24 protein-coding genes are annotated in these 23,783 nt (G+C 66.2%); 9 read left to right on the top strand and 15 right to left on the bottom strand.

Going from position 1 to position 23,783, the window contains the following annotated elements; translation table 11 throughout:
* From EN786_RS39255 to EN786_RS08735, 4 genes are all read left to right on the top strand, one after another.
* On the top strand, window positions 1-1,005 hold the full coding sequence (locus EN786_RS39255; protein ID WP_127310210.1) for a molybdopterin cofactor-binding domain-containing protein: 1,005 nt from the start codon (window positions 1-3) through the stop codon (window positions 1,003-1,005).
* A 7-nt stretch (window positions 1,006-1,012) separates the two neighbouring features.
* The gene (locus tag EN786_RS08745) at window positions 1,013-1,894 is read left to right on the top strand and encodes a MoxR family ATPase (protein ID WP_127310211.1); all 882 of its coding nucleotides are present in this window, start codon (window positions 1,013-1,015) and stop codon (window positions 1,892-1,894) included.
* A gap of 89 nt (window positions 1,895-1,983) precedes the next feature.
* Window positions 1,984-3,159, top strand: a complete 1,176-nt coding sequence (locus EN786_RS08740) for a VWA domain-containing protein (protein WP_127310216.1) — start codon at window positions 1,984-1,986, stop codon at window positions 3,157-3,159.
* Window positions 3,159-4,046: an amidohydrolase gene (locus EN786_RS08735; RefSeq protein WP_189340479.1), complete on the top strand. Its 888-nt coding sequence runs from the start codon at window positions 3,159-3,161 to the stop codon at window positions 4,044-4,046. The genes EN786_RS08740 and EN786_RS08735 overlap by 1 nt, the downstream gene beginning before the upstream one ends.
* A 111-nt stretch (window positions 4,047-4,157) precedes the next feature.
* On the opposite strand, the gene EN786_RS08730 is transcribed toward EN786_RS08735, so the two are convergent.
* The gene (locus EN786_RS08730; RefSeq protein ID WP_127310213.1) at window positions 4,158-5,606 is read right to left on the bottom strand and encodes a DHA2 family efflux MFS transporter permease subunit; all 1,449 of its coding nucleotides are present in this window, start codon (window positions 5,604-5,606) and stop codon (window positions 4,158-4,160) included.
* Window positions 5,607-5,718: 112 nt separating this feature from the next.
* Here EN786_RS08730 and EN786_RS08725 point away from each other — a divergent pair, with 112 nt between their 5' ends.
* A complete protein-coding gene (locus EN786_RS08725; RefSeq protein WP_127310214.1) occupies window positions 5,719-6,720 on the top strand; it encodes an ornithine cyclodeaminase family protein in 1,002 nt (333 codons plus the stop codon).
* A complete protein-coding gene (gene hutH / locus EN786_RS08720) occupies window positions 6,717-8,198 on the top strand; it encodes a histidine ammonia-lyase (protein ID WP_127310215.1) in 1,482 nt (493 codons plus the stop codon). The genes EN786_RS08725 and hutH overlap by 4 nt, the downstream gene beginning before the upstream one ends.
* A 75-nt stretch (window positions 8,199-8,273) precedes the next feature.
* On the opposite strand, the gene EN786_RS08715 is transcribed toward hutH, so the two are convergent.
* The 8 genes from EN786_RS08715 to EN786_RS08675 all read right to left on the bottom strand — a co-directional run bounded on the left by EN786_RS08715 (window position 8,274) and on the right by EN786_RS08675 (window position 15,982).
* On the bottom strand, window positions 8,274-9,341 hold the full coding sequence (locus EN786_RS08715) for an ABC transporter ATP-binding protein (RefSeq protein ID WP_135908186.1): 1,068 nt from the start codon (window positions 9,339-9,341) through the stop codon (window positions 8,274-8,276).
* Window positions 9,341-10,129, bottom strand: a complete 789-nt coding sequence (locus EN786_RS08710; protein WP_127310478.1) for an ABC transporter permease — start codon at window positions 10,127-10,129, stop codon at window positions 9,341-9,343. The genes EN786_RS08715 and EN786_RS08710 overlap by 1 nt, the downstream gene beginning before the upstream one ends.
* Window positions 10,129-10,998: an ABC transporter permease gene (locus EN786_RS08705; protein WP_127310479.1), complete on the bottom strand. Its 870-nt coding sequence runs from the start codon at window positions 10,996-10,998 to the stop codon at window positions 10,129-10,131. Before EN786_RS08705 ends, EN786_RS08710 begins: the two co-directional genes overlap by 1 nt.
* A 29-nt stretch (window positions 10,999-11,027) precedes the next feature.
* Window positions 11,028-12,089, bottom strand: a complete 1,062-nt coding sequence (locus EN786_RS08700) for an ABC transporter substrate-binding protein (protein WP_127310480.1) — start codon at window positions 12,087-12,089, stop codon at window positions 11,028-11,030.
* A 39-nt stretch (window positions 12,090-12,128) separates the two neighbouring features.
* Window positions 12,129-13,103: a PfkB family carbohydrate kinase gene (locus EN786_RS08695; RefSeq protein WP_127310481.1), complete on the bottom strand. Its 975-nt coding sequence runs from the start codon at window positions 13,101-13,103 to the stop codon at window positions 12,129-12,131.
* On the bottom strand, window positions 13,100-14,137 hold the full coding sequence (locus EN786_RS08690; RefSeq protein WP_127310482.1) for an ADP-ribosylglycohydrolase family protein: 1,038 nt from the start codon (window positions 14,135-14,137) through the stop codon (window positions 13,100-13,102). The genes EN786_RS08695 and EN786_RS08690 overlap by 4 nt, the downstream gene beginning before the upstream one ends.
* A gap of 1 nt (window position 14,138) precedes the next feature.
* On the bottom strand, window positions 14,139-14,864 hold the full coding sequence (locus EN786_RS08685) for a GntR family transcriptional regulator (protein WP_127310483.1): 726 nt from the start codon (window positions 14,862-14,864) through the stop codon (window positions 14,139-14,141).
* A 347-nt stretch (window positions 14,865-15,211) separates the two neighbouring features.
* Window positions 15,212-15,982 carry an IclR family transcriptional regulator C-terminal domain-containing protein gene (locus EN786_RS08675; protein WP_135908302.1) on the bottom strand — a complete coding sequence of 257 codons (771 nt, stop codon included), beginning with the start codon at window positions 15,980-15,982 and terminating at the stop codon, window positions 15,212-15,214.
* Window positions 15,983-16,088: 106 nt separating this feature from the next.
* On the opposite strand from EN786_RS08675, the gene EN786_RS08670 reads away from it, so the two are divergent.
* From EN786_RS08670 to pcaF, 3 genes are read left to right on the top strand one after another with little or no spacing between them, the layout of a single operon-like run.
* Entirely contained in the window at window positions 16,089-16,946 is an 858-nt protein-coding gene (locus EN786_RS08670) for a CoA transferase subunit A (protein WP_127310484.1), read from the top strand.
* Window positions 16,943-17,746 (top strand): CoA-transferase subunit beta, encoded by an 804-nt coding sequence (locus EN786_RS08665; protein WP_135908184.1) that lies wholly within the window; start codon window positions 16,943-16,945, stop codon window positions 17,744-17,746. Before EN786_RS08670 ends, EN786_RS08665 begins: the two co-directional genes overlap by 4 nt.
* Window positions 17,747-18,952, top strand: a complete 1,206-nt coding sequence (gene pcaF / locus EN786_RS08660; protein ID WP_127310485.1) for a 3-oxoadipyl-CoA thiolase — start codon at window positions 17,747-17,749, stop codon at window positions 18,950-18,952.
* Between the two features lie 13 nt (window positions 18,953-18,965).
* On the opposite strand, the gene pobA is transcribed toward pcaF, so the two are convergent.
* From pobA to pcaD, 6 genes are read right to left on the bottom strand one after another with little or no spacing between them, the layout of a single operon-like run.
* Complete coding sequence (gene pobA / locus EN786_RS08655; protein WP_127310486.1) at window positions 18,966-20,138, bottom strand: 4-hydroxybenzoate 3-monooxygenase; 1,173 nt, start codon at window positions 20,136-20,138, stop codon at window positions 18,966-18,968.
* Window positions 20,138-21,190: a 3-carboxy-cis,cis-muconate cycloisomerase gene (locus EN786_RS08650; RefSeq protein WP_127310487.1), complete on the bottom strand. Its 1,053-nt coding sequence runs from the start codon at window positions 21,188-21,190 to the stop codon at window positions 20,138-20,140. Before EN786_RS08650 ends, pobA begins: the two co-directional genes overlap by 1 nt.
* An 11-nt stretch (window positions 21,191-21,201) precedes the next feature.
* The gene (gene pcaG / locus EN786_RS08645; protein ID WP_127310488.1) at window positions 21,202-21,816 is read right to left on the bottom strand and encodes a protocatechuate 3,4-dioxygenase subunit alpha; all 615 of its coding nucleotides are present in this window, start codon (window positions 21,814-21,816) and stop codon (window positions 21,202-21,204) included.
* On the bottom strand, window positions 21,816-22,568 hold the full coding sequence (gene pcaH / locus EN786_RS08640; RefSeq protein WP_135908168.1) for a protocatechuate 3,4-dioxygenase subunit beta: 753 nt from the start codon (window positions 22,566-22,568) through the stop codon (window positions 21,816-21,818). The genes pcaG and pcaH overlap by 1 nt, the downstream gene beginning before the upstream one ends.
* Window positions 22,561-22,965, bottom strand: a complete 405-nt coding sequence (gene pcaC, locus EN786_RS08635) for a 4-carboxymuconolactone decarboxylase (RefSeq protein ID WP_127284636.1) — start codon at window positions 22,963-22,965, stop codon at window positions 22,561-22,563. The genes pcaH and pcaC overlap by 8 nt, the downstream gene beginning before the upstream one ends.
* A complete protein-coding gene (gene pcaD, locus EN786_RS08630) occupies window positions 22,958-23,767 on the bottom strand; it encodes a 3-oxoadipate enol-lactonase (RefSeq protein ID WP_135908165.1) in 810 nt (269 codons plus the stop codon). Before pcaD ends, pcaC begins: the two co-directional genes overlap by 8 nt.
* Window positions 23,768-23,783: the final 16 nt, after the last annotated feature.

Below are 23,783 nucleotides of genomic sequence, written 5' to 3'. Positions count from 1 at the left end.
ATGGCGATCCGGCGCGGACGCGGCGTCGCCGCGATCAACTATCCGACCGGCATGAACCTCGGTGGCGACCCCACCCAGGCGCTGGTCCATTCGACCCCGACCGGCAATTTCATGGTCACGCTCTCCAGCGTCGACCTCGGCCAGGGCATGAAGCAGATCATGGCGCAGATCTGCGCCGAGACCATCGGCGTACCGACCGACCGCGTCATCATCGACACCGCCGACACCGACACCGGGCCGCACTGCATGGGCACCTTCGCCTCGCGCGGCACGCACCGCGCCGGCAACGCCGTCATTCAGGCGGCCAGGGAAGCCCGCCAGGTGATGCTGGAAGTGGCGGCGGAAGAGCTGGAAGTCAACGCCTCGGACCTCGAGACCGACGGCCAGGGCAACATATTGGTGAAGGGCGCGCCGCAGAAATCGATCTCGATCTTCGACGTCGCGCTGTCGGCGCATTTCAAGCGCGGCCGCTCGATCTCCGGCCGCGGCATGTTTTTGATCCCGCGCTCCTATCCGGAGAAGGAGACCGGCGCGATGAAGCCGTCGACCTGCTACGCGCATGCCTGTACGGTGGCCGAGGTCGAGGTCGACGACGAAACCGGCGAGGTGACGGTGCTCAACGTCAAGAACGTCTTCGAGATCGGCCGCGCGCTGAACCCCAAAATGGTCGAGCAGCAGCTCGTCGGCGGTTCCTGGATGGGCATCAGCCACGCGCTCTACGAGACGACCGAGCCCTACTATCCGAACCGCGACCATGGCGGCACCGACTTCAACCAATATCTGATGCCGGGTCCCGGCGATCTCGCCGAGACCGAGATCATCGTGCTGGAACGGCCGTCAGCGGACGGTCCCTTCGGCGCCAAGGGGCCGGGCGAGATGTGCGCCAACCCGCAGATCCCGGCGGTCGCCAATGCCGTCTTCGACGCCGTTGGCGTGCGCATCGACACTTTGCCGATCACGCCCGAGCGCATCCTGCGCGCGCTGAAGGCGCAGGCCGCGGGCTGAGCGGACAATGACCCGCGCCGACGCCGAACAGATCGCGGCTTCGCCGGAAGCGGTGGCGGCGCGCCTTGCCGCCTCGCGCTATCTCGCCGACGACAGCCTTGCGACCGCAATCTTCCTGGCGATCCGGCTGGGAAAACCGCTGCTGCTCGAAGGCGCGCCGGGCGTCGGCAAGACCGAAGCCGCCAAGGCGTTGGCCGAATTGCTCGGCCGTGAGCTGGTGCGCCTGCAATGCTACGAGGGCATCGACGCCGCGCATGCGCTCTATGAATGGAACTACCAGCGCCAGCTGCTCGCCATCCGCCATGCCGGCGAGCACGAGATCGACATCTATGACGATCGCTTCCTGATCGCGCGGCCGCTGCTGCAGGTCCTGCGCGCGCCGGAGCAGCGTGTGCTTCTGGTCGACGAGATCGACCGCTCCGATCACGAATTCGAAGCCCTGCTGCTGGAATTTCTCTCCGATTTCCAGATCAGCATCCCGGAACGCGGCACGATCCGCGCCGCAACGCTGCCGATTGCCATCCTGACCTCCAACCGCACCCGCGAGCTGGCCGAGGCGCTGCGCCGGCGCTGCGTCTACCACTGGATCGGCTACCCCGACGCCGCGCGCGAAGCCGAGATCATCATGCTGCGCGCGGGCGATGTCGCCGAGGCGACGGCGCGTGCGGTGGCCAATGCCGTGCAGCAGATCCGCGCCCGCCCGCTGGCCAAGCCGCCCGGCATTGCCGAGGCGGTGGAATGGGCGAATGCCGCCACCATTCTCGAAAAGGGCGGCAACCAGTGGCCGGAAGCCTTTCGCCGCGCCATCGGCTTGCTGATCAAGGACGAGGAGGATCTGTCCGTGATCGCGCCGGAACTTGGGAGGATCGTCGAGGAGTCACTGGCGTGAGCCGCGACCTCAACAATCCCTTCTCCCCGTTCACGGGGAGAAGGTGCCCCGAAGGGGCGGATGAGGGGCGGCGCCAACATGGGCAGACGATGGCGCTGCCCCTCACCTGCCTGCCGGCATCCTCTCCCCGTGAACGGGGCGAGGAAAGCTTGCCCCGCGCCGCCGCGCCCTTCCTTGGCTTTGCCCGCCTGTTGCGCCGCCACGCCTTCGCCGTCGCGCCGGAACAAGCCAGCAGCTTCATGCAGGCGGTGACACTGCTTGGGCCGCGCTCGATGAACGACATCCGCGAGGCCGCACTTGCCACGCTCGCGCCTTCGCCCGACCGTCGCATCGAATTCGACGCACATTTCCGCAGCCACTTCTATGGCGACGTAGAACCGTCGATCGAGGGCGAAGAGGATGAAACCCGCATCAAGGACGATCGTGGCACGCGCGAGGAAGAAAGCCAGGCCGCTCGCCAGGAGAAAGGCGGCGAGCTGTCCTCGGCGCGCGAGCAGTTGAGCAGCCGCGATTTCCAGCGCGACGCCGACGGTCTTGGCGCATTCCGCCGCGGGCTCGCCTCCGCCCTGCCCGCCCGTCGCTCCTTCCGCACCATCCGCACCCGCTCGCGCGGCACGCTCGATCTCAGGCGTTCGCTCAGCGAAATCGTCAGCGCCGACGGCGATATTCCTTCGCCGCAGCTCCGCCGCCGTCAGACCGTGCCGCGCAAGCTGCTCCTGCTCATCGACGTCTCCGGCTCGATGAAGCTCCACACCACCGATTACCTGAAGTTGGCGCACGCCGCCGTGCAGGGCGCCGACCGTGCAGAAGTCTTCACCTTCGGCACTCGGCTCACGCGCATCACCTCGGCGCTGCGGGTCCGCGATCGCGACCAGGCGCTCGCCCGGGCGGCGGCTTTGGTCGACGACTGGGACGGCGGCACTCGCATGGGGCCGACGCTGCTCGCCTTCCTTTCGGTGCCACGGTTTTCCGCCTTCGCCCGCGGCGCGGCGGTGGTCATCCTTTCGGATGCGCTGGAGCGCGGCGACCACGCCGATCTCGAGACCGCGATGCGTCGCCTGAGCGCCCGCGCCTTCCGATTGTCGCTGGCGACGCCGCTCGCCGGCGATCCGCGTTTCCGGCCGGCGACGGCGGCGCTGCGCGCCATCCTGCCGGTGCTCGACGATTTGGTCGACGGCTCGTCGCTGAAGAGCCTCACGGATTTCATCCTGTCGCTCGCCCGGCCCGCTCCGTCGGCCGAGGCCATCTGGAAAAGGGTATCGTGATGCAGAAGGCGATCGACTCGCATTTCCACATCTGGCGCCAGAAGGACCAGCCCTGGCTGGTGGGACCGATGGTGCCGCGCATCTTCGGCCCCTACGAGCCGATCCGCCGCGACTATCCAATCGAGGAATTCCTCGAAGACCAGAGGGGGTCTGGCGTCGAAAAGACCGTCTATGTCCAGACCAACTGGGCCAAGGAGGATTTCGAGAAGGAAGTCGCCTTCCTACAGAAGACCGCCGACGAAACGGGCTGGCCGCACGCCATCGTCGGCTTTGCCGACATGACCGTCGACGATGTCCGGCCGCAGATCGACCGGCTGATGAAATACAAGCTGCTGCGCGGCGTGCGCATGCAGTTGCACTGGCACGAGACGCCGGCTTTCCGCTTCGCCGCCTCGGCAGACCAGGTCATCGATCCCACAGTGCGGAAGAATGTGGCGCGGCTGAAGGACTACGGCCTGTCCTTCGACCTCCAGCTTTTCCCGGCGCAGATGAAGGACGGCCTGACGCTGGTCGGCGAGAACCCTCAGACCAACTTCATCCTCACCCATGCCGGCATGCTGACCGGCATGGAACCGGAAACCACCGAGGCATGGAAGACCGGCCTGCGCACGCTCTCCGCCGCGCCCAATGTCTACGCCAAGCTGTCCGGCCTCGGCACCTTCGTCCACCGCAACGATCCGGCGCTGATCGCCTACATCGTCGACAACGCGATCGATATCCTCGGCTCGGACCATCTGATGTTCGGCTCGAATTTCCCGATCGAGAAGCTGTGGACCAGCCACGCCGAGCTGATCAAGGCGCACCGCGCGGCGGTGGCCAGGCACGGCGCGGCGGCAGAAGCGGATATCTTCTGGATCACTGCGGAAAGGGTTTATCGACCGGCATGAGAGCCTGCACCCCTGTGGGAGACGGTGGATCGGCGCGCGGCCCGAGACGGATGAGGGCGCGACCAAAGGCGGAGCGAAGTTTATCTCGGCGATCGGCCCAAAATCCGGATGTCAATTCCGCGGCGAATGGCCTGAAACCTCGGCGCCCGCCGCCGGCGGCAGCACCAGGAAGCGGAAGGCGGCCGCAAGGCCGATTCCGCCGACCACCAGGAAGGCGATGCGGAAATCGACGAGATCGAGTGCTGCCCCGCCCCTCGCGATCTGCGACAGATTGAGGACCGCCGCCGCGACCGCCACGCCGAACAGCATCGATATCTGCTGCAGCATGCTGGACAGCGTCGCCGCCGAACTGCGCTGCGCGCCCGAGATATCGGCGAAAGCCAGCGTGTTGAGCGCGGTGAACTGCATCGAACGCGACAGGCCGGCGACCAGCATCAGCGCCACCACCAGCGCCTGCGGCGTTTCAGGCGAGATCGCCGCGCAGGCCATCACCGCGAGCGAGGCGATCAGGCCGTTGACGACCAGCACGCGACGGAAGCCGAAACGCCTCAGCGTCGGCGTCGTCACCGCCTTCATGCCGAGATTGCCGAGGAAATAGGCCAGGACGAGCAAGCCGGCATCGACCGGCCGCAAGCCGAAGCCGACCTGGAACAGCAGCGGCAGCAGGAACGGGGTGGCATTGATCGACACCCGGAAAATCGTTCCGGCCGACAGCGTCGAGATGGCGAAGGTCAGGACCTTGAATGCCTTGAGGTCGAGCAGCGGATGCGGCGTGCGCGCGAGGTGCCGCACCGCCAGCCAGCCGACCAGCACGCCGGCGGCAATCAGCGCCACGGTCGGCAAGACGCCGTCCTCAGGATGCGCGATGCGCTCCAGCCCGTAGAGCATCGCGGCGAGCCCGAGCGAGGTGAGCACGAACCCCGGCCAGTCGAGCGGCCTGGTCTCGGCTTCGCGGTCGCCCGGAACGAAGCGGGCGACCAGCAGCAGGCCGGCCAGGCCGAGCGGGATGTTGATGAAGAAATTCCAGTGCCAGGAGAGATAGGTGGTGATGAAGCCGCCAAGCACCGGTCCGACCACCGGCGCGAACAGCGCCGGCCAGGTGATCAGCGCGGTGGCGGCGATCAGCTCCGACTTCGACGCATTGCGCAGCACCAGGATGCGGCCAACCGGCGTCATCAGCGCGCTGCCAAGACCCTGCACGACGCGGGCGGCGACAAATTGCGAAAGGTTATGTGAGAAGCCGCAGGCGATCGAGGCCAGGGTGAACAGGGCGATGGCGACCAGGAAGACGTTGCGCGCGCCGAAACGGTCGGCAAGCCAGCCGGACAGCGGCACGAACACGGCCATGGCCAGCATGTAAACGGTGATGCCGATGCTCATCGCCACCGCCGGCACGCCGAAGGACTGGCCCATTTGCGGCAGCGACGTCGAGATGATCGTCGAATCCAAGAGCTGCATGAAGAAGGCGACGGCGACGATCAGCGCCACGCGCCGTGCCTGGCGCGCCGGCATGGCTGTCGACGGCTGGGACAACATCGGATTGTCGGGGATGCTGCTCATGACGGACCTGGTTTGAACAGCATTGGACCAGCCTAGTCCAGTGGTTATCCAACAAACTTTTGTGGTGCCTCGCCGCCTGTTATGGGAAAGTGGGCCTAAGAGGGGAAATGGGATGAAGCCCATCTATATCGACTATCTCAACGCTCTCGATATCGAAGCGCTGGCGATGACCGATGCCGAGATCATCGGCGCGGTCGAGGCCGGCCTTGTCGCGCAAGGCAAGGGCCAGACGGTGATCGAACCGCGCGTCCATCTCGAGCCGGACCCGTCATTCCACGGCCATTTCAATGTCTTGCGCGGCTACGTGGCGCCGCTCGACGCCGCCGGCGTCAAGATCGTCGGCGACTACGTCGACAACTATCTGCACGGCCTGCCTTCGGAATTCGGCATCCTCAATTTGTTCGATCCACGCACCGGCACGCCGCGCGCCATCCTCGACGCCACCGTCATCACCGACATGCGCACCGGCGCCGTCACCGCCATCGGCGCCAAGCACCTGGCGAAGAAGACATCCAAGGTGCTCGGCCATATCGGCGCGCGCGGCACCGCCTACTGGAACGTCCGCCTGCTCGACCATCTCTTCGACTTCGACGAGATCCGCGTCCATTCGCGCCGGCCGGAAAGCCGCGATGCTTTCGCGGCGAAACTGTCGGCCGACCTCGGCAAGAAAGTCACCGCGGTCGGCGACTGGAAAAGCTGCGTCGACGGAGCCGACATCGTCGTCGAGGCCTCGCGGCTCAACGAACCGCAGCCACTGCTCAAGACCGAATGGATCAAGCCGGGCGCGCTTGTAGTGCCCTATGGCACGATGAGCGCGGTGGAGCTGTCCTTGACCGATATCATGGGCAAGATCGTCGTCGACGATTGGGGCCAGTGCAAGAGCGGCAAGTTCGGCTCGCTGCGCGCCCATGTCGAGACCGGGCGGCTGAGCGAGGCGACGTTGCATGCCGAACTCGGCCAGATCGCCGCCGGCCTGAAGCCTGGCCGCCAGGGCGACCACGAGACCATCCTGTTCTGGCATCGCGGCCTGTCGCTCTCAGACATCGCGCTCGGCAAGGCGATGCTGGCCAAGGCCGGCACGCAAGGCGTCGGCCAGAGGCTGCGTTTCGCATGACCCCGCTCGTCCTCACCGGCGCCGGCGTCAGCATCGAGGATGTCGCCGCTGCCGCGCGCAATGCGGCCAAGGTGGAGGTCACGCCCTCCGTCATGGAACACCTGGCCAAGGCGCGCAAAGTCCTCGATGAAGCTGCCGCCGCCGGCCAGCAGATCTACGGCCTGAACACCGGGCTCGGCGCCAATCTCGGCACCGCAGTCGAGGGCGACGCCAGCGCCTTCCAGCGCCAGCTTCTCGATGGGCGCGGCGCCGCGGTGGGTGACGCGTTGCCCATCCAGCTCGTGCGGGCAGCGATGTTTGCCCGCATCGCCATGCTTTCAGCCGGCGGCTCCGGCCTGTCGCCGCATGTGTTCAGCGCGCTGGTCGAAATGCTGAACGCAGGCGTGCATCCGGTGATGCCGGCGCTCGGCTCGATCGGCGCCGGCGACCTGGTGATGATGACGGCGATCGCCCACACGCTGATCGGCGAAGGCGACGCCGACTACCAAAGCCGGCGCATGCCTTCGGCCAAGGCGCTTATGATGGCGCGCCTCCCACCGGTCAGCCTGGCGCCGAAGGACGGCTTGTCGCTGATCAATGCTTCGGCGGTCTCCACCGGCGCCGGCGCACTGGCACTTGTCGACGCGCTGTCGGCGATGGAACAGCAGCAGCAGGCCGGCGCGCTGACCATGGAAGCGCTTGCGGCCAACCGCACCATTCTCGATCCGCGCCTGCATGTCGCGCGGCCCGCGGCCTGCCAATTGCTGGCGGCAAGGACGCTGCGCGACCTGCTGGCGCGCGATCATGAAACGACGCAGACGAGCTTGCAGGATCCGCTGTCGATCCGCTGCATGCCCTCGATCCACGGGGCGCTGATCCAGGCGATCGATCATGCCAGGCTGGCGGTAGAGATCGAGCTCAACGCCGCCGCCGACAATCCGCTGGTGCTGGTCGAAGACGCGTTGGTGCTGTCGACCGGCAACTTTCACACCGCGTCACTCGCGCTCGCCTTCGAGACGCTTGGCCTGGCAATCGCGCAATGCGCGGGGGCGTGCGCCGCTCGCTTCATCCAGCTCACCGGCTCGGGCCGCAACAGCCTGCCCAAATACCTGTCGCCGCTCGGCGGCGCCTCCGCCGGCTTCGTGCCTCTGCAGAAGACCGTTACGGCGATCCTGGCCGCGATCCGCCATAAGGCCAACCCCGTGATGCTCGATTACCTGCCGGTCTCGGAAGGCGTGGAGGATCACGCAACGCAAACGCTTCTGGCGGTTTCGAAATGCGCCGACATGATCGTACTGTGGCGACGCCTGATCGCCATGGAACTGATGGCGGCGGCCCAGGCCGTCGACCTGCGTGAAGGGATCACGCTGGCGCCGGCAACCGCTGTCATCCACGCTTCTGTCCGCACGCATGTCCCGGCGCTCAAGGAGGACAGGCCGCTCGGGGCCAACGCCAACGTGCTCTACGCCGCGCTCGCCGACGGCTCTTGGCGAGCCTGAAAAACAAAGAGTTAGCCGCGTTTCTTGAATCGGCGTCAGCGCGACACGCTTCAGATGACCGCCCGACGGCGTCGATTAGCCCGCCGCGATCAGCACAGTACTGTCCGGCGACCAGCTGAGCACCACCGGCTGACCTTCAGCCAACCTTTCGGCGCCGGTGTTCTGCACGATCACCTTCAGCGTCTGGCCGTCGCGGTCGACAAAATAGGTGCTGTTGTTGCCGGCGAAGATACGCTTGGACACCTGTCCCTTGAGCGTATTGGCATTGTCCGCATCGGGCTTCGCCGCGCCGGTCGAGATCTGGATCCGCTCCGGCCGCACCGCGCAGCTCGCCCTGGCGCCGGCTGCCAGCGAAGGCCCAGAGGCAGCGGCGATCGTCGTGCCGTCGGGCAGCCTGATCCCATTGCCGGTTGCGTCGCCACGAAAGATGTTGGCGTCGCCGAGGAAGGTCGCGGCGAACTCGCTTTGCGGCCGGTCGTAGATCTCCTCCGGCGGCCCCTCCTGCACCAGCCTGCCATCGCGCAGGATGCCGATGCGGTCGCTCATCGTCAGCGCCTCTTCCTGGTCGTGCGTGACGAAGATGGTGGTGATGCCGATCTCGCGCTGAATGCGCTTCAACTCGATCTGCATGTCGACGCGCAGCGCCTTGTCGAGCGCGCCGAGCGGCTCGTCGAGCAACAGCACGCGCGGCTTGGTGACGATGGCGCGCGCCAACGCCACGCGCTGGCGCTGGCCGCCGGAGAGCTGGTGCGGCCGGCGGCCGCCGAGCTTGCCGAGCTGCACGAGGTCGAGCGCGCGCTGCACTTCGGCAGCGATCGACGCCTTCGGCTCGCCGCGCACCGACAGGCCGAAGGCGACGTTGTCGGCGACGCTCATATTGGGAAACAGCGCATAATTCTGGAACACCATGCCGATCCGCCGCTTCTCGACCGGCACGCGCTCGACGCTTTCGCCGCCGATGGCGATGCGGCCGGTGTCGGGAAAATCGAAACCGGCGATCTGCCGCAACAGGGTGGTCTTGCCGCTGCCCGACGGCCCGAGCAGCGCATAGAAGCCGCCATCGGCAAAATCGATTGAGACATTATCGAGCGCCCTGTGCGCGCCGAAACTGCGGAAGACATTCGCTACCTGGACGCCTGCCATTATTTCTCTCCGCCGAATTTGAAGAAGCGCGCCGTGAGCAGCATCAGCGCCATCGACACCACGATGATGATGGTGGAAACCGCGTTGATCTCGGGCGTGAAGCCCTTGCGGATCGCGGCGTAGATCTCGACCGGCAGCGTCGTCTGGCCGGGGGTCGACAGGAAGTAGGAGACGACGAACTGGTCGAACGACACGGCGAAGGCGAACAGCCCGCCGGCGATGACGCCGGGCATGATCCACGGCAAGGTGACGCGGTTCGTCACTTGCCACTGATTGGCGCCGAGCGAGCGCGCCGCCTCCTCCAGCTCGGGCGCGAAGGTCTGCAGCCGGGCCGACACGACCACGATGACGTAAGGCAGCGCCAGCGCGACATGGCCGAGCAGGATCGCCACCAGCCCGCGGCCGATGCCGATGCCGAAGAAGAAGATCAGCATCGCCGTGCCGGTGATCAGCCACGGAATGGCGATCGGCGGGAAGAGCAGCGCCTGCAGGACTTTCTTGCCCGGGAAGTCGCAGCGGTAGAGCGCCAGCGAGGCGGCCGAGCCGAGCACGGTCGCGATGACGGTGGTGATCACCGCGATCTCGATGCTGTTCCAGGTCGCCGCAATCAGCTGGTCGTTCTGCCAGAGCGAGGCATACCAGTCCGTCGTCCACTCGAGCGGCAATTGGTAGAAGGGCGAGGCGTTGAACGACATCAGCGCCATGATGATGATCGGCAGATAGAGGAAGCCGAGCAGCAGCACGATGTAGCAGCGCCCAAGCCATTCGAGGATGCGCGTCGTCGCCATCAGGCGGCCCTTTTCAGCATCGGCGACGCCACCGCCAGGATCACCAGCACGACGGCGAGCAGGATGAAGGACAGCGCCGCGCCCAGCGGCCAGTTGAAGACCGCGACGAACTGGTCCTCGATGACGGTGCCGTAGAAGGTACCGGTGCGGCCGCCGAGGATGCGCGGCTCCATGAAGGAGCCGACGACGGGCACGAAGATCAGCGCTGCCCCGGCGATCAGGCCAGGCATCGACAGCGGGATGATCACGCGCCAAAGAACCTGCCGCCGCGACGCGCCGAGCGAGCGGCCGGCCTCGATCAGCGAATCGTCGATCGCCTGCAGCGTCAGGTAGCAGGTCAGCACCATGTAGGGCACATAGGAGTGCACCAGGCCGATGATGACGGCCGGATAGGAATACATCAGATCGATGTTGATCTTGAACGGCAGCACGGCGTTGAGCGCCGTGTCGAGGATGCCGCCCTCGCGCAGCACCATCGCCCAGGAGAAGATGCGCACCAGCCCGTTCGACCAGAACGGCAGGATGACGAGCAGGAAGATCGCCTCGCGGCTGCGTCCCTTCAGCACCTTGGCCAGCACATAGGCTGCCGGATAACCGATCACCACGCACCAAAGGGTGACCTCGAGGCCGAGCCGCAGCGAGGCAAGCAGAAGCGTCAGATAGAGGCTCTGCGAGAAGAAGGCCGCGTAATTGTCGAGTGTGAACGCCCATTCCCTCCCGGCCAGCGGCAGGTCGGTCATGAACGAGAAGAAGACCATGGCCGACAGCGGCAGGAAGATCGCCACCGTCAGCCACAGATAGGCCGGAAGGAGAAGCGGCAGGGCCGGCTTCAGCCCGCGCCGCGAACCGATCGCATGCTGGTCAGCCATGGATGCCTCTCCTCCCCGAAAGACGCCGACTACTTCACGTTGACCTTCAGTTCCTGCCAGAGCGCCAGGTACTTCTCGCGCTGCTCGTCGGTGACCGGCGCCTGGAACTGGATGCGCTTGGCGACCTCCGGATCGCCCATGACCTTGCGGTTGAAGGCATCCTCAGGCAGCGCCTCGACCGCCTTGGTGTTTGCCGACACCGGCGCGCCGACCTTGGTGACCCATTCGACGTAGAATTTCGGGTCGATCATGTAGTTGATGAAGGCTTCGGCGCCCTCGACATTCTTGGAGCCGGCCGGGATCGAGAAGGCGTCGAGCCAGGCGACGGCGCCTTCCTGCGGGATGACCAGCGAAACTGGCAGCTTGAAATGCGTCTTGGCGCGGTCGGCCGAGCCGCTCCAGTAGGTGCCGATGTCGATCTGGTTGGAGGCGACCATCTGGTTCCAGTCGTTCTCCGAGCTCCAGAACGTCTTGATCTGCGGCATCAGCGAGGTGAGCTTCGCCTTGACCGCTTCCATATCCTTGATGTCGTTGATGTTCTGGCCACTGGCAATGGCGCCGAACTGCACCGCCTCGACGGCATCGTCGCGGATGATGACGCGGCCCTTATGCGCTGGATCCCACATTTCGGCGATGCTTGTCGGTGGCTTGGGGAACGACTTCTCGTTGATCGCTAAGGCGGTCAGCCCCCAGACCCACGGCACGCCATAGACCTTGCCGTCATGGTTGAGCATCGGTGAGCCGGCCTTGTCCTTGCTGATGTCGGCGTAGTTGGCAAGCTTCGACACGTCGATCGGCTGGATCAGCTTGCCGGCCATTGCCTGATCGTTGAAGGCGGCATTGATCATGACGACGTCGTAAAGGCCGGGATTGGTCCTGAGCTTGGTCAGCATCTCCTGTTCGGAGTTGAAGAAGTCGTTGACCACCTTGTTGCCGGTCGCCTTCTCGAAGGCTGCGATCGCCCATGGCTCGTCGGCGCCGTAACCCTTCCAGTTGAGCACATGCACTTCGCCGGCATTGGCGGCAAGCGTGAATGCTGAAGCGAAGACGGCTGTCGCCGTCAGAAAAGCGGTCAGTCTGGGCATGCGCATGTTTCTTTCCTCTCATTGTTTGCCCGGTTTGCGGGCTTGTTAAGTTGTGGCCTCTTGTTCCCGGTCCTGAGCGCTCGCCGTTTGAACGCGCCGGGCAAGGAATTCCTGGATTTCGGCGTCGGTCGGCGCCGACGATCCGCCATGACGAGTGACGGAAAGCGCAGCCGCCGCGTTGGCGTAGCGCGCTGCTTCGTAAGGCGGCATTCCGCGCGACAGGCCGCTGACGAAGGCGCCGATATGGGCATCGCCGGCGCCGTTGGTATCGATGGCTTCCACGTCAAAGCCCGGCACCGCCTGCGTCCGGCCATCGGCAAGCCGTACGAGGCAGCCCTGCGCGCCGGCGCGGATGACGACGCCCGCCGCTCTCTGGCAATGGTCGGCGAGCAGCCGGATGGCGACGGTCTGCGCGTCGCCCGAACCGGCGATCTCGGCCGCCTCGTTGGTGTTGCAGCTCAGCCAGGTCGTGCGCGCCAAAACCCGGTCCAGGATCGGGCGCGGGATCTCGGCTATCACCGGCGTCGGATCGAAGACGAAGGGGACTTCCGCAGGCAGCGCCTCGATCCAGTCGGTGAGCGTATCTCGGCTTCCTGGATAGCTCAGCGTGTAGCCAGAGGTGAAAACCCAATCGCCCGAAAGGATTTGGACCGGCTTCATCATGTCGAGCGTGAGCCAGCTCTCAGCCCCCGGCCAGGAGACGAAGGTCCGTTCGGCATCGCCGCTGATCATGGCGACGCAATTGCCGCTGTCCATCAACGGCGATGGCAGCGTCAACGTCGTGATGCCTTCGGCGGCAAAGGCCGTGCGCAGGAAATCGCCGTCGGGCCCGGTGCCGAGCTGACCGCCGAACACCACCCTCATGCCGGTGCGGCTCGCCGCCACCATCATGTTGAAGCCGCCACCGGCGACCCGCGCGTAGCTCGACGCGGTCTTCTCGGTGCCTGGCGCCGGCAAGGCGTCGATGCGGTAGACATAGTCCACCACGGCGCTGCCGACATGGACCAGCCGTCCGCTCATGCGGCAGCCTCCTTGCCGGAGCGGATCTTTGCCTTGCGTGCCGCGACGAGATCGTCTGCCAGCGCGCGAACCTCGGCGAGATCGATGCCGTGCAACTTGGCGATGCGGTGCTGCGGCAGGCGCGACAGTCCGGCTGAGGCGCCTGCCATGCCGGCGGCGATGGCGCCGATCGTGTCGGTGTCGCCGCCGAGATTGGCGCTGATGACGGCCGCCCGCCAGGGATCGCCATCGGCGACCTCCAGCACGGCGAACGCCGCCGGAACCGATTCTTGGCTGGCGACGCCGGTGCCGACCAGATCGACGATCAGCCTGATCGCTTCTTTCTCAGTCTTGCCGCGCACGAGATCCTGCGCCCAGGCGATCCGCGCTGCGATATCGCCGCCGGTGACCCAATTCCCGTGCGTTGCCCCCAGCCGCGCCGCGGTCACGGCGCGCTCGGAAGCCGCGCGCCAGTCGGCGCCTGAGACTCCGCTGCTGACCGCCGCAGCGACCGCGGCCGCCGAAGCTATGGCGATCGAGGTGTTGTGCGTCGCCCGGCAGGCTTCCGCGACCTTCGCAACCAGCGCGTCGAGCGGCTCCGGTGGCATCATGATGCCGACCGGCGCGATGCGCATCGCCGCGCCATTGGTATCGCCGGCGCTGCCGGCTTCCTCCGGCGGCACGCCGTCATTGATGGCGTCGATGGCGCGCTTGGTCGACGGGCCGAGCAGGTCGTAGCTGCCGCGCGCCTTGACCTCGCGCTCCCAGTCGAGCAGCGCATTGACCCAGCGCGTGTGGTCGAAACGGTCGCCGGACTCGACCATAATGCGGCCAAGCAGCAGCGCCTGTTCCGTGTCGTCGGTGATCGTGCCGGCAGCAAGGCCCTTCGACACCGGATGATCGTCGACGGGCGCGACGAAGTCCTCGACATGGCCGTAAAGTTCGGCGATCCGGGCCGGCGACAGAAGCTGCGTCGGCATGCCCAGCGCGTCGCCAAGCGCGCCGCCGATCAGCGCGCCCATGGCGCGGTCGATCGCCCCGGCCGCAGGCGTCATCTCAAAACTCCAGATGCAGGGCGAAATGCGCCGGGTTGAGCAGGCTGGTGACGAATTCGATGGCGCGGCCGTCGGCGGCGCGGGTCAGGCGCCGGGTGCGCAGGAAGGGCGTGCCGGGCGCGCAATCGAGGATAGCGGCATCCGCCGCGCTCAGCATCTCGATGTCGACCCATTCCTCGCCATGGTCGGGCACCAGCCCTGCCCCGCGCAGCGTCTGGTGCAGCGAGCCTTCGCGCAGGCCGCGCAGCGGCACGTCTTCCAACTCGGGCGAAAGCGGCAGGCGGCTGCGCTCGATCGAAATCGCATGGCCGTCATTTGCATTGGTGCGGACGCGATCGACGGCGATGAAGGCCGGATTGCCAAGGCCGAGCCTGGCGGCAAGGTCCGCGTCCTCGATGACTTCGAGCCGCAGCGTGCGCGTCTCGGCATTGGCGCCGGCATTGGCAAGCGCGCGCGACCAGCCGACGGCATCGTCGACCGGCATGCCGTCGAAGGTGACGAAGGAACCGATGCCGACCCTGGTGGTGATCAGGCCCCGGCTCGACAATTCCTCGAGCCCTTTGCGGACCGTGTTGCGGCTGACGGAGAAGCGCTGGACGAGTTCGTTCTCGCTCTGCAGGCGGTCGCCGAAGCCGAGCACCCCGGAGCGGATTTCGTGCTCCAAAACCGTCGCGATCTGCTCGGGCTTGCCGGTTCCGGGGGTGATCTGCGTCGCGCGACGGGCCATATCGATACCTGTTCAGTGAACCTGTATAGTCCTGTTCAATAGTGCATTCGAAAGGCGGCGTCAACGGGTAAGCCTTTGAGCAGGGAACGAACTCCTCAGGCGACTGCCTCATTCCCATTTTCAACCGTCGCGCCGCCCCTCACCTGCCTGCCGACCCCTCTCCCCGTATAGTGACGGGGAGAGGGGCGCTGTCCTGCCGGTTTCGCCAATCATCAGCGTTGCCAAGAAAGGGCCGTCGTTGTGGCCAGCCCCTTCTCCCCGTCACTATACGGGGAGAAGTGCCCGGCAGGGCGATGAGGGGCGGCGCCAACCTCGGACAATTGGCAACTGGCGGCGACGATCGCCAGTCAGACGAAGAAGAATTCCTCGACCCGCTGCTTGGCCTTGCGCAGCCCAGGCAGGATCTCGCGCTCCATCGCCTCGACCGAAAAGCGGGCCGACTGCGTCGAGACGTTGATGGCGGCGACGACCTGGCCGGTACGCTCGCTGATCGGTACGGCTATCGAACGCAGGCCGAGCTCCAGTTCCTCGTCGACAATGGCGAAGCCGTCCGTCTCGGCCTGTTGAACCGCCTTGGCCAGCAAGTCCCGCCTGACGATCGTCTTCGGCGTCCGCCGCTCGATCTTTGCATCGGCGAGGAAGGTCTTCATCTCACCGGCGCTCAGGCCGGAGAGCAGCACGCGACCCATCGATGTGCAGTAGGCGGGCAGCCTTGTGCCGACGTCCAGCGCCACGCTGAGGATGCGGCGGCCGGGGATGCGCGCGACATAGACGACATCCTCGCCCGACAGCACCGCGGCGTTGCAGGCCTCGTCGAATTGCGCGGCCACCTCGCGCATGATCGGCGCCGCGAAGGTCCACAACGAGGCGCCGCCGAGCCAGGTCCGCGCGACGGTGAGCAGGCGCGGCGACAGTGAAAACAGCCGGCCCGACTGCGTCGCGTAGCCGGTGGCGACCAGCGTCAGCAGAAAGCGGCGGGCGCCGGCGCGGGTCAGGCCCGCCTCCTCCGCCATCTCGGTCAGCGTCATGCCGGCCGGGTAGCGGGCGAGGATCTCCATCACCGCAAGGCCGCGCTCCAGCGAGCCGACATGATCGCGCGAACTGGCTTCGTCTTCCACGACTGGGCCCATGGCATTGACTCCCCGTCAGGGCAAGATTAGAAAGTATCTCATATAAAACATATGTTCGCAATGCGAACTTTCTTGCCAACGCCGGAGCCCAAGCATGGTGAAGTTCCTGCCGCTGAAGGAGGCTGTCGCAGAGAACCTGCACGACGGCGATACGGCCGCATTCGAGGGTTTCACCCATCTGATCCCGACCGCAGCCGCGCACGAAGCCATCCGCCAGGGCTTCCGCGATCTCACTTTGATCCGCATGACGCCGGACCTGATCTACGACCAGATGATCGGCATGGGCATGGCGAGAAAGATCATCTTCTCCTATGTCGGCAATCCCGGCGTCGGCCTGCTGCGGCGCGCCCGCGACGCCATTGAGAATGGCTTTCCGCGCGCGATCGAGATCGAGGAGCACAGCCACGCCGGCATGGCCAACGCCTATGAGGCGGGTGCTGCCGGCCTGCCCTGCGCAGTGTTCCGCGGCTATCGCGGCGCCGGCCTCGCTTCGGTCAACCCGAACATAAGGGCGCTCACCTGCCCCTTCAGCGGCGAAGTGCTCGCCGCCGTTCCATCGATCCGGCCCGACGTCAGCTTCATCCATGCGCAGAAGGCCGACCGCAAAGGCAATGTGCTGGTCGAAGGCATCATCGGCATCCAGAAGGAAGCCGTGCTCGCAGCGAGGCGCGCCGTGGTGACGGTCGAGGAAGTGGTCGACAATTTCGACGATCTCCACCCCAATCTCACCGTGCTGCCGAGCTGGACGATATCGGCCATCTCGGTCGTGCCGGGCGGCTCGCATCCGTCCTACGCACACGGCTACTATGCGCGCGACAACGCCGCCTATCTCGACTGGGACGAGATCGCCGCCGACCGCGACCGCTTCCAGGCATGGATGCAGAGGAACGTCATCGAGGGCAGCGCCGACGACTTCGCCGCCCGCGTCGAACATCTGAGGAAAACCGCATGAGCGACGCCGGAAATCTGGGCTTCACGCCCAACGAAATGATGACGATCGCCGCCAGCCGCGCGCTGAAGAGCGACGACGTCTGCTTCGTCGGCATCGGCGCGCCATCAGCCGCCTGCAACGTCGCGCGGCTCACCCATGCGCCGGACATCACGCTGATCTATGAGAGCGGCACCATCGGCACCGCGCCCGACGTGCTGCCGCTGTCGATCGGTGACGGCGAACTGTGCGAGACAGCAGTCACCACCGTCGCGGTGCCGGAGATGTTCCGCTACTGGCTGCAGGGCGGCCGCATCTCCATCGGCTTCCTCGGCGCGGCCCAGCTCGACAGGTTCGGCAACATCAACACAACCGTCATCGGCGACTACGCGCACCCGAAAACGCGCCTTCCCGGTGGCGGCGGCGCGCCGGAGATCGCCACCTCTTCAAAAGAGGTCTACATCACCATGGCGCAATCGAAACGCGGCATGGTCGAAAAGATCGACTTCTTCACCTCCTTCGGCCATGGCGAGGGCGGCGATCACCGCAAGCGGCTCGGCATCGACACGGCCGGCCCGACGCTTTTGATCACCGACCTTGCGATCTGGAAGCCGGATCCGGTCACCAAGGAATTCACCGTCGTGTCGCTGCATCCAGGCGTGACCCGCGAACAGGTGCAGGCGACCTGTGGCTGGGTGGTAAGATTTGCCGAGGCTCTTGACGAGACGCCGGCGCCGACGAAACTCGAGCTGACGACATTGCGCGATCTTCAGGCCCGCACCAAGGCGGCGCATGAGGGGACCGCCAAGGGGAAAGCTGCATAGATGACCGACGCCTTCATCTGCGATTACATCCGCACGCCGATCGGCCGCTTTGGCGGCGCGCTCTCCTCGGTGCGCGCCGATGATCTCGGCGCCATACCCTTGAAGGCTTTGGTCGAGCGCAACACGGGTGTCGATTGGGCTGCCGTCGACGACATCGTCTATGGCTGCGCCAACCAGGCCGGCGAGGACAACCGCAACGTCGCCCGCATGGCGCTGCTGCTCGCAGGCATGCCCCAGGACATTCCGGGCTCCACCGTCAACCGCCTCTGCGGCTCGGGCATGGATGCCGTCACCATCGCGGCGCGCGCCATCAAGGCCGGCGAGGCCGAGCTGATGATCGCCGGTGGCGTCGAGTCGATGAGCCGCGCGCCCTTCGTCATGCCCAAGGCTGACACCGCCTTCTCGCGCAACGCCGAGATCCACGACACCACCATCGGCTGGCGCTTCATCAACCCGCTGATGAAGAAACAGTATGGCGTCGATTCCATGCCGGAAACGGGCGAAAACGTCGCCGCGGACTTTGCCGTTTCGCGCGCCGACCAGGATGCCTTTGCCGTGCGCAGCCAGGACAAGGCGGTGACGGCGCAAGCCAATGGCCGGCTGGCGAAGGAGATCACGCCGGTGACGATCCCGCAAAGGAAGGGCGATGCAATCGTGGTCGGCAAGGACGAGCATCCACGCGCCGGCACCACCATCGAGGCGCTGGCCAAACTGCCGACGCCGTTCCGCCAGGGCGGCACGGTGACCGCCGGCAACGCCTCCGGCGTCAATGACGGCGCGGCCGCCCTCGTCATCGCTTCGGAAGCAGCCGCGAAGAAACACGCCCTGACGCCGATCGCCCGCATCCTTGGCGGTGCTGCCGCCGGCGTCGCGCCGCGCATTATGGGCATCGGCCCGGCGCCGGCGACGAAGAAACTCTGCGCCCGCCTCGGCCTGACGCCCGAGCGGTTCGACGTCGTCGAGCTCAACGAGGCCTTCGCCTCGCAGGGCATCGCGGTGCTGCGCCAGCTTGGCATCGCCGAGGACGCCGCGCACGTCAACCCGAATGGCGGCGCGATCGCGCTCGGCCATCCGCTCGGCATGTCGGGCGCCCGCATTACCGGCACGGCGGCGCTGGAGCTTCGCGAGCGCGGCGGCCGCTATGCGCTCGCCACCATGTGCATCGGCGTCGGCCAGGGTATTGCGATCGCGCTGGAGCGGGTTTGACGGGCCTTGCCGATCAATATGGCAGGCCGACGTAATTCTCCGCCAGAGCGGTAGACGCCGCTTTGGAATGCACGAGATAGTCGAGCTCGGCTTCCTGGATGCGCTGGCCGAATTCACCCGTCTCGGGAAAACGGTGCAGGATCGTCGTCATCCACCACGAGAAGCGCACCGCTTTCCAGACCCGCGCCAGCGCCTTGGCTGAATAGGCGTCGAGCCCTGCCTGCGACCTCTCGCGATAGAATTCGCGAAGCCCGGCAAAGAGATAGCGCACGTCGCTGGCGGCAAGGTTGAGGCCCTTGGCGCCGGTCGGCGGCACGATATGGGCCGCGTCGCCGACCAGGAACAGCTTTCCGAAGCGCATCGGCTCGGCGACGAAGGAGCGCAGCGGCGCGATCGACTTTTCGAAGGACGGCCCGGTGGTGACGGCGGCGGCCGTCTTCGGCGGCAAGCGCCGGCGCAACTCGTCCCAGAAACGGTCGTCGGACCAGGCTTCGACGCGCTCGTCCGCCGGGCACTGTACATAGTAGCGGCTGCGGTGCGGCGAGCGCATCGAGCACAGCGCAAAGCCTCGCTCGTGATTGGCGTAGACCAGCTCGTGGTCGGCCGGCGACACCTCCGCCAGCACGCCCAGCCAGCCGAACGGATAGGTCCGCTCGAAGGTCTTCAGTGCGCCCTCCGGCACCGAGCGGCGGCTGACGCCGTGATAGCCGTCGCAGCCGGCGATGAAGTCGCAGTCGATGCGGTGGCCGACACCGTCCTTGTCATAGGTGACGAAAGGCGCCGTGCCATCGAAATCGTGAAGCGCGACATTGGCGGCTTCGTAGACGGTGACCAGCCCCGCCGCCTCGCGCTTGTCCATCAGATCATGCGTCACCTCGGTCTGGCCGTAGACGGTGACATGCTTGCCGCCGGTGAGCGCCGTGAGATCGATGCGGTGCAGGCGACCGTCGAAGGCGAGCGAGATGCCGGCATGCGGCAGGCCTTCGGCGTGCAGCCTGTCCGCGGCGCCGGCCTCGCCGAGCAGGTCGACCGTGCCTTGCTCCAACACGCCGGCGCGCACGCGGCCGAGCACATGCTCCCGGCTCGACCGTTCGAGAATGACGGTCTCGACACCGATGGTGGCGAGCAACTGGCCGAGCAGCAGGCCGGATGGGCCCGAGCCGATGATAACAACCTGTGTACGCATCAGTGTCCGAGGCTTTCGATCTGTCCGGCAAGCTCCGCGGCGAGCCGGAGTGCTCCCGCTGTCGCCACCACCATCTGTGGCAGGATCAGCCATTCCAGTGTCCAGGCGGCGCCAGAGCGCTCCTGCTCGTGCACCAGCGCCTGGTGCATGCCGGCAAGCTGGGTGGCGTTGAAGCGGGCAAGGGCCACCAGCGCCTCCGCCTTCACCGGGTTCTGCTTGTGCGGCATCGCCGACGAGCCGCCGCCCGCGGACAGCTTGATGTCCATGCCGCCTTGCGCCATCAGCGCGATGTCCTGGCCGAACTTGCCGAGACTGCCGGTCACCAGCGACAGCCAGCCGGCGAAATCGGGCAGCGCGTCGCGCTGGCTATGCCATTGCGCCGCATCGCCAAGGCCGAGTTTTGCGGCAAGGGCCGCCCGCACGGGCGCAGCCTTGTCGCCGAGTCTATCGAGCGTGCCGGCCGCGCCGCCGAACTGGACGACGAGCATACGCGCGCACTGTTCGTTCAACCTGAGTTGGTGGCGCTCGAGCGGCGCCCGCCATGAGGCGATCCGACCTCCAACCGTGATCGGGATTGCCGGCTGCATGCGCGTCATCGCCATCTGCGCCCTGCCCCCGAAATCCTGTTCTAGGCCCGCAAGCCGCACGATGTTTTCGCTGAGCAGCAGGCCGATATGGTCGACCGCCCCGCTCAGCCGCAGCACCAGCGAGCTATCGATGACGTCCTGGCTGGTCGCGCCGAAATGAACGAACGCATTGTGCGGTTCGCCGACGGCGGCCTTGATCTGGCGTACCAGCTCCGGCACCAGGACCCCGTCCCTGGCAACGCCGGCCCTGAGCCTGGCCGTGTCGGGCCGGAACAAGGCCAGCGCCGAGCCGATTGCCGTTGCGGCGTTGTTGGAAATGACGCAGCACTCGGCCTCGGCCTCGGCCAGGGCGCGCTCGAAAGCCAGCATCGCGTCGATGTCGGCTTCCACGGAAAAATGCCTTGCCGCCTCCTCGTCGCCAAGGAGAGCCGAAAGCAGCGGATGATCGAAGGGCGATACGGTCATGTTCAGGCCGGTCAGCTGTCGAAGAAGACCGTCTCCTTGTCGCCCTGAAGGTGGACATCGAAGACGTAGGTGTCGCCCTGGCGCTCGGCGATCAGCGTCGGCACGCGCAAGCGATGCTCGATGCGGGCAAGGATCGGGTCCTCGCCATTGGCCTTTTCCTCGTCCGAGAAATAGAGCCGGGTGTGGAGGCCGATATTGATGCCGCGCGCCACGATCCACAGCGTGATGTGCGGCGCCATCAGCCGCCCGTCGCGGAACGGCACGCGGCCTGGCTTGATCGTTTGGAACAGGCAGGCGCCCGTTTCCATGTCGGTCGGCTGCCGGCCCCAGCCCAAAAAGTTCGGATCGGCCGCGCCGCGCAATTCGGCCGGCGAATTGTAGAATCCGCTGGCATCGGCCTGCCAGATCTCGATCAGCGCGTCCTTGAGCGGCGCGCCGGCACCGTCGAAAACGCGGATGCGCAGCTCGATGCGCTCGCCCCTGGTCTCACCGTTGACCATGCTCGAGCCAAGGTCGCTCTCATAGACGCCGCCGATGCCGCAGAAATTCGGCGTCAGCCCGATATGAACGTAGGGTCCCGCGGTCTGCGAAGGGCTCTCCTTCAGCCGGTCGAGCGATTGCGCCATCAATTGCCCTCCGGCCTGTTCTCGAACAGCGTCGAGCGACGTCCGCGCAGCACGATATCGAACTTGTAGGCGAGCGCGTCCATCGGGATCGTCGACTGCATGTCGAGGGTGGCAATCAGCGCTTCGATGGCTGCCTTGTCGGAAATTCCGCCGACGATCGGGCAGCGCCAGATCAGCGGATCGCCTTCGAAATACATCTGGGTGATCAGCCGCTGCGCGAAACCCTGGCCGAACACCGAAAAATGGATATGGGCAGGGCGCCAGTCGTTCGGACCGTTCGGCCACGGATAGGGTCCCGGCCTGACAGTGCGAAAGGCGTAGCCGCCGTCATCGCCTGTGATGGTGCGGCCGCAGCCGCCAAAATTCGGATCGAGCGGCGCCAGATAGCCGTCCTTCTTGTGGCGGTAGCGGCCGCCGGCATTCGCCTGCCAGAATTCGAGCAGCACGCCCGGCACGCCCTTGCCCCGTTCGTCGAGCACCCGCCCATGCACGATGATGCGCTCGCCGATGGCGCTCTCGCCTGGCTGGGCGAAATTGTGGATCAGGTCGTTGTCGAATTCGCCGAGCATGGCGTGCCCGAACACCGGGCCGGTGAGTTCCGACAGCGTGTTGTCGAAGGAAAGCAGTGCCTTTTGCGGCGAGCGCAGCACCGAGCTCTTATAGGCGGGCGTCAGCGCCGGCGGATGCCAAAGGCGATCGCGCTGGAAGAAGGCGCCGGTCTCCGGCGCCCGGTTGGAGCCCGGCTCAGGCATGGGCATTCTCGTCCATCTGCGCGAACACCTCCTTGGCGATCCTGAAGGCGCGGTTTGCGGCCGGTACGCCGGCATAGATCGCGACATGCAGGAAAGCCTCGCAGATATCGTCGCGCGATGCGCCGGTGTTGGCGGTGGCGCGCACATGCATGGCCACCTCCTCGTCATGGCCGAGTGCCGCAAGCAGCGCCAGCGTCACGATCGAGCGCTCGCGTTTCGACCAGCCCGGCCGCGCCCACACCGTTCCCCACGCGGCCTCGTTGATCAGGTGCTGAAACGGCCGGTCGAAATCGGTGGCCGCATCCTCGGCCCGGTCGACATGGGAATCGCCGAGCACGGATCGCCGGACCTCAAGTCCGGTCCGGTATCGGGTTGTGTTCTTGGAAATGTCATCCATGGATTTGCTTTCCGCTGGGAAGCGATGCGACGAAATCGCGGATCAGCCTGGTAAACGGCCCGGGCTGCTCGACGCAGGCAATGTGGCCGGCATTGGGGATCATCTCGAAGCGCGCGCCAGGGATGAGATCGGCAAGCGAGCGCACGAGGTCGGGCGGCGTCGAGCCGTCCTGGTCGCCGACGACGCAAAGCGTCGGCACCGCGATGCCGCGCGCGGCCTCGGTGAAGTCAGCATCGCGAACGGCAGCGCAGGTGCCGATATAGCCGGCGAGCGGCTGCCTGGTCAGCATGTTCCAGCAGCCGTCGAGATCGGCGGAACGCTCCGCGTGGAAGGCAGGGGTGAACCACAGCTTGAGCACGGCGTCGGCGATCTCCTGGATGCCTTTGCTTTCGACCGTCGCGATGCGTGTGTTCCAGCTGTCGGCCGTGCCGATCTTGTGCGCCGTGTCGCTCAGGATGAGGGCCTCGACGCTTTCGGGGCGCCGCGCATGGAAGCCCTGCGCGATCAGGCCGCCGACCGACAGGCCGCACAGCACGATCTTGGCAAGGCCGAAGTGATCGACGAGGCCGCAGAGGTCATCGACATGATCGTCGATCGAGCTGACGCCGCCGATGTCTGACAGTCCGTGCCCGCGCTTGTCATAGACGAGCGTCGGCATTTCATCGCCGAGCAGCGAGACAATTTCGTCCCAGATCCGGAAGTCGGTCCCCAGCGAATTCATGAATATGATCGGGCACGCATTGCCAGTCCCCGGCCTGTAGCGGTGGTGCAGCGTAACGCCGCCAATGCTGACGAATGGCACGATTTCGATCCTCCGA

The sequence above is a fragment of the Mesorhizobium sp. M4B.F.Ca.ET.143.01.1.1 genome, assembly GCF_004792275.1.
GTDB lineage: Bacteria > Pseudomonadota > Alphaproteobacteria > Rhizobiales > Rhizobiaceae > Mesorhizobium > Mesorhizobium abyssinicae.
The sequence above is the reverse complement of the archived record's forward strand: the minus strand, read 5'-3'. Positions and strand labels throughout refer to the sequence as shown.

Coding starts and splice junctions, on each gene's coding strand:
- EN786_RS08685 (WP_127310483.1), bottom strand. CDS start 14,864: ATGGCCCGTCGCGCGACGCAGATCACCCCCGGAACCGGCAAGCCCGAG.
- EN786_RS08745 (WP_127310211.1), top strand. CDS start 1,013: ATGACCCGCGCCGACGCCGAACAGATCGCGGCTTCGCCGGAAGCGGTG.
- EN786_RS08695 (WP_127310481.1), bottom strand. CDS start 13,103: ATGAGCGGACGGCTGGTCCATGTCGGCAGCGCCGTGGTGGACTATGTC.
- EN786_RS08650 (WP_127310487.1), bottom strand. CDS start 21,190: ATGACCGTATCGCCCTTCGATCATCCGCTGCTTTCGGCTCTCCTTGGC.
- EN786_RS08665 (WP_135908184.1), top strand. CDS start 16,943: ATGAGCGACGCCGGAAATCTGGGCTTCACGCCCAACGAAATGATGACG.
- hutH (WP_127310215.1), top strand. CDS start 6,717: ATGACCCCGCTCGTCCTCACCGGCGCCGGCGTCAGCATCGAGGATGTC.
- pobA (WP_127310486.1), bottom strand. CDS start 20,138: ATGCGTACACAGGTTGTTATCATCGGCTCGGGCCCATCCGGCCTGCTG.
- EN786_RS08700 (WP_127310480.1), bottom strand. CDS start 12,089: ATGCGCATGCCCAGACTGACCGCTTTTCTGACGGCGACAGCCGTCTTC.
- EN786_RS08705 (WP_127310479.1), bottom strand. CDS start 10,998: ATGGCTGACCAGCATGCGATCGGTTCGCGGCGCGGGCTGAAGCCGGCC.
- EN786_RS08670 (WP_127310484.1), top strand. CDS start 16,089: ATGGTGAAGTTCCTGCCGCTGAAGGAGGCTGTCGCAGAGAACCTGCAC.
- EN786_RS08725 (WP_127310214.1), top strand. CDS start 5,719: ATGAAGCCCATCTATATCGACTATCTCAACGCTCTCGATATCGAAGCG.
- pcaC (WP_127284636.1), bottom strand. CDS start 22,965: ATGGATGACATTTCCAAGAACACAACCCGATACCGGACCGGACTTGAG.
- EN786_RS08690 (WP_127310482.1), bottom strand. CDS start 14,137: ATGACGCCTGCGGCCGGGGCGATCGACCGCGCCATGGGCGCGCTGATC.
- pcaH (WP_135908168.1), bottom strand. CDS start 22,568: ATGCCTGAGCCGGGCTCCAACCGGGCGCCGGAGACCGGCGCCTTCTTC.
- EN786_RS08730 (WP_127310213.1), bottom strand. CDS start 5,606: ATGAGCAGCATCCCCGACAATCCGATGTTGTCCCAGCCGTCGACAGCC.
- EN786_RS08740 (WP_127310216.1), top strand. CDS start 1,984: ATGGCGCTGCCCCTCACCTGCCTGCCGGCATCCTCTCCCCGTGAACGG.
- EN786_RS39255 (WP_127310210.1), top strand. CDS start 1: ATGGCGATCCGGCGCGGACGCGGCGTCGCCGCGATCAACTATCCGACC.
- pcaF (WP_127310485.1), top strand. CDS start 17,747: ATGACCGACGCCTTCATCTGCGATTACATCCGCACGCCGATCGGCCGC.
- EN786_RS08710 (WP_127310478.1), bottom strand. CDS start 10,129: ATGGCGACGACGCGCATCCTCGAATGGCTTGGGCGCTGCTACATCGTG.
- EN786_RS08735 (WP_189340479.1), top strand. CDS start 3,159: ATGCAGAAGGCGATCGACTCGCATTTCCACATCTGGCGCCAGAAGGAC.
- pcaG (WP_127310488.1), bottom strand. CDS start 21,816: ATGGCGCAATCGCTCGACCGGCTGAAGGAGAGCCCTTCGCAGACCGCG.
- EN786_RS08715 (WP_135908186.1), bottom strand. CDS start 9,341: ATGGCAGGCGTCCAGGTAGCGAATGTCTTCCGCAGTTTCGGCGCGCAC.